3 protein-coding genes are annotated in these 2555 nt (G+C 43.0%); all 3 read left to right on the forward strand.

Annotation, left to right across the window (positions count from 1 at the left end; genetic code table 11):
* Nucleotides 1-83: 83 nt before the first annotated feature.
* Nucleotides 84-389 (forward strand): hypothetical protein, encoded by a 306-nt coding sequence (locus A7D23_RS10845; RefSeq protein WP_068883806.1) that lies wholly within the window; start codon nucleotides 84-86, stop codon nucleotides 387-389.
* On the forward strand, nucleotides 386-742 hold the full coding sequence (gene tnpB / locus A7D23_RS10850) for an IS66 family insertion sequence element accessory protein TnpB (RefSeq protein ID WP_068883808.1): 357 nt from the start codon (nucleotides 386-388) through the stop codon (nucleotides 740-742). Before A7D23_RS10845 ends, tnpB begins: the two co-directional genes overlap by 4 nt.
* A gap of 120 nt (nucleotides 743-862) precedes the next feature.
* Complete coding sequence (locus A7D23_RS10855) at nucleotides 863-2494, forward strand: IS66 family transposase (RefSeq protein ID WP_083221906.1); 1632 nt, start codon at nucleotides 863-865, stop codon at nucleotides 2492-2494.
* Nucleotides 2495-2555: the final 61 nt, after the last annotated feature.

The following is a 2555-nucleotide window of genomic DNA, read 5'->3' on the forward strand; positions in this document are numbered from 1 at the left end:
GTAATTGTCAAAAACGCCACACATAGAAATAAGCGTTTAGAGTTGAGATAATATCCTTAGTACAAACTAAGGAGGAATTATCGATGAGCATTAAAGAGCAATCCGTCATCAGACGTCAGCAAGTAGAGAACTTTCGAGCATCCGGGCAAACAGCAGCTGAATGGTGTTCACAAAACAACTTAAAAATTTCTACACTGCGGTATTGGTTGACCAAACTCAACCGTGAAGCAAAATCGGATCCCAAACAAGAAACCTTTATTGAATTGAAACCCGCATCAGCTAAGGAAGTCCCGGTCATTATTAAAATTGGGGCAGTTTCTATCGAACTGTACTCAGGTTTTCAGACGGAAACCCTACGTGAGGCCATGGCCACTATTTGTTCCCTATGAACCTGAATGCTATCGGTGTTAAAATATTCCTGTCCTGTAAACCTTGCGACATGCGAAAAAGCATCGAAGGTCTAGCCGCCTTGGTCCAGACCCAGCTGCAAATGGACCCTTTTGCCAATTGTCTCTATGTCTTCTGCAATCGAAGCTGCGATAAATGCAAGATCCTTCATTGGTCGAATAATGGCTGGTGGCTTTACTATCGTAAGCTAAGCCGCGGCATCTTTCGCTGGAAATTTTATAAGAACAAACAGGTTCTTGAAGTTTCTGAACGCCAGTTCCGTTGGCTTTTGGATGGATTGTCTATGGATCAGCCCACTGCCCATAAGCCAGTTAAACAGAGAATTTTACTTTGATCTGTTCTTTGAAAAGATTCCTATATTATGCAGCAATAATATTAAGTTTTTGGCGTATTTCAGCCATTTTTGCACCTGTATACTCTATTAATTCAGATGGATTTCTGGTAGAATAATGATATGAAATACAAGATAGAAACACCTTCAAAACCGCAATTGAATTATATTGAAATGTCACAGGCTGAACTGGCTGCACACTGTGAGAGACAGGACATGGCCATTGCCGAACTGACCCAGAACATGAACCGGCTTATTGAAATGATCCGTCTTGGTAACCAGCAAAAATATGGGCAAAGCGGCGATTCTGTATCTTATCCTGATGGTGTAGAGCAACTCTGCCTTTTCAATGAAGCCGAAGCCACTGCTGTACCTGGAGCACCGGAACCTTCTTTTCAAGAAGCTACCGAGAGGACTCCTAGGAGACTTAAGCAAAAGGGTAAGCGTGAGCAAGATTTCAGAGATTTAAAGGTCACTGTCATTGAACATGAGCTTCCATCCGAAAAGCGATCTTGTCCGATCTGCGCCAGTCCCTTGCATGATATGAAGACAGAAGTTACAAAGACCCTGAAACTTGTTCCAGCTCATTTTGAAGTTGAGGAGCATCGGCGGCATGTTTACACCTGCCGTGAGTGCGAAAAGAATCAAGGTGAGGGTAATCGTATTCCCTTCATTCGTGCGGATATGCCAAGGCTTCCGATACCTGGAAGCTTTGCCACACCGGAACTGATTGCAGGCATCATCAACAGTAAATATACCAATGCGCTGCCTCTGGCCCGAATTGAAAGTGAGTTTGACCGGATGGACAGTGTCCGAATCTCCCGCCAAAATATGTGTAACTGGATACTGCGCTGTTCAGAGGAATACTTTTCAAGGATCTACACGCATATGAGAAGCATCCTCTTAAGTAAAGATATCTTGCATGCTGATGAAACATGGACGAAAGTTGTACAGCAGGACGGCAGGGATTCCAAGAAAAAATGCTATGTCTGGGTTTATTGCACCGGCGTGTATGATGAACCGATTATCTACTATGAATTCCATGAAAGCCGTGCTGCGGAATCGGCAAAGGAATTCCTTAAAGATTATACCGGTTATCTGCATTCGGATGGCTATGAAGTTTACCATCGACTTGACCCAGGAATTACAGTGGTTGGCTGCCTTGCTCATATTAAACGCAAATTCACGGATGCCATTAAAGCATTGAGCCCTGAGGAGCAAAAGAATACGGTTTGCTTTAAGGGGCAGGAGTACTGCGATTACTTATCCCATATAGAAAAGAAATACAAGAATGCTGACCCCGAGAATCGTCGACAAAAGCGCCTTACCCTGTTAAAGCCGGTAATGGATGCCTTTTTGACGTGGCTCAAAGAAACCAAGCCACAAACAGTGCCCAAATCCCCGGCTTATGAAGCGGTAAACTATGCTTTAAATCAGTGGCGCTACTTTGAAAATATTCTTTTAGACGGTCGTCTCGAGCTAACAAATAATCTTGTCGAACGAAGCATCCGTCCGTTTACAATCGGTCGTAAAAATTGGGTTACGATGAAAACAGATCGTGGTGCTCACGATAGTTCTGTGGTATATAGCATCGTACAGACTGCGTTGTCCAATGACTTAAAAGTTTATGAATATCTGGTTTACTTATTAAAACAGATGCCAAATACCGATTTCGACCAACATCCGGAACTGATCGAAAAGTTTGTTCCTTGGTCGAAAGAGCTTCCGGAAAACTGTTACAAAAAGATAAAGTAGATTTTGTCCAACCTGGCGGTTGGGCTTTTCTTTACTCATGTGCTTACTTTTTGACAATTAC

The organism is Dehalobacter sp. TeCB1 (assembly GCF_001707455.1).
Classification (GTDB): Bacteria; Bacillota; Desulfitobacteriia; order Desulfitobacteriales; family Syntrophobotulaceae; genus Dehalobacter; species Dehalobacter restrictus.

Bases quoted from the DNA above. Each gene is read 5' to 3' on its own strand.
- A7D23_RS10855 (WP_083221906.1), top strand. From the start codon at position 863: ATGAAATACAAGATAGAAACACCTTCAAAACCGCAATTGAATTATATT.
- A7D23_RS10845 (WP_068883806.1), top strand. From the start codon at position 84: ATGAGCATTAAAGAGCAATCCGTCATCAGACGTCAGCAAGTAGAGAAC.
- tnpB (WP_068883808.1), top strand. From the start codon at position 386: ATGAACCTGAATGCTATCGGTGTTAAAATATTCCTGTCCTGTAAACCT.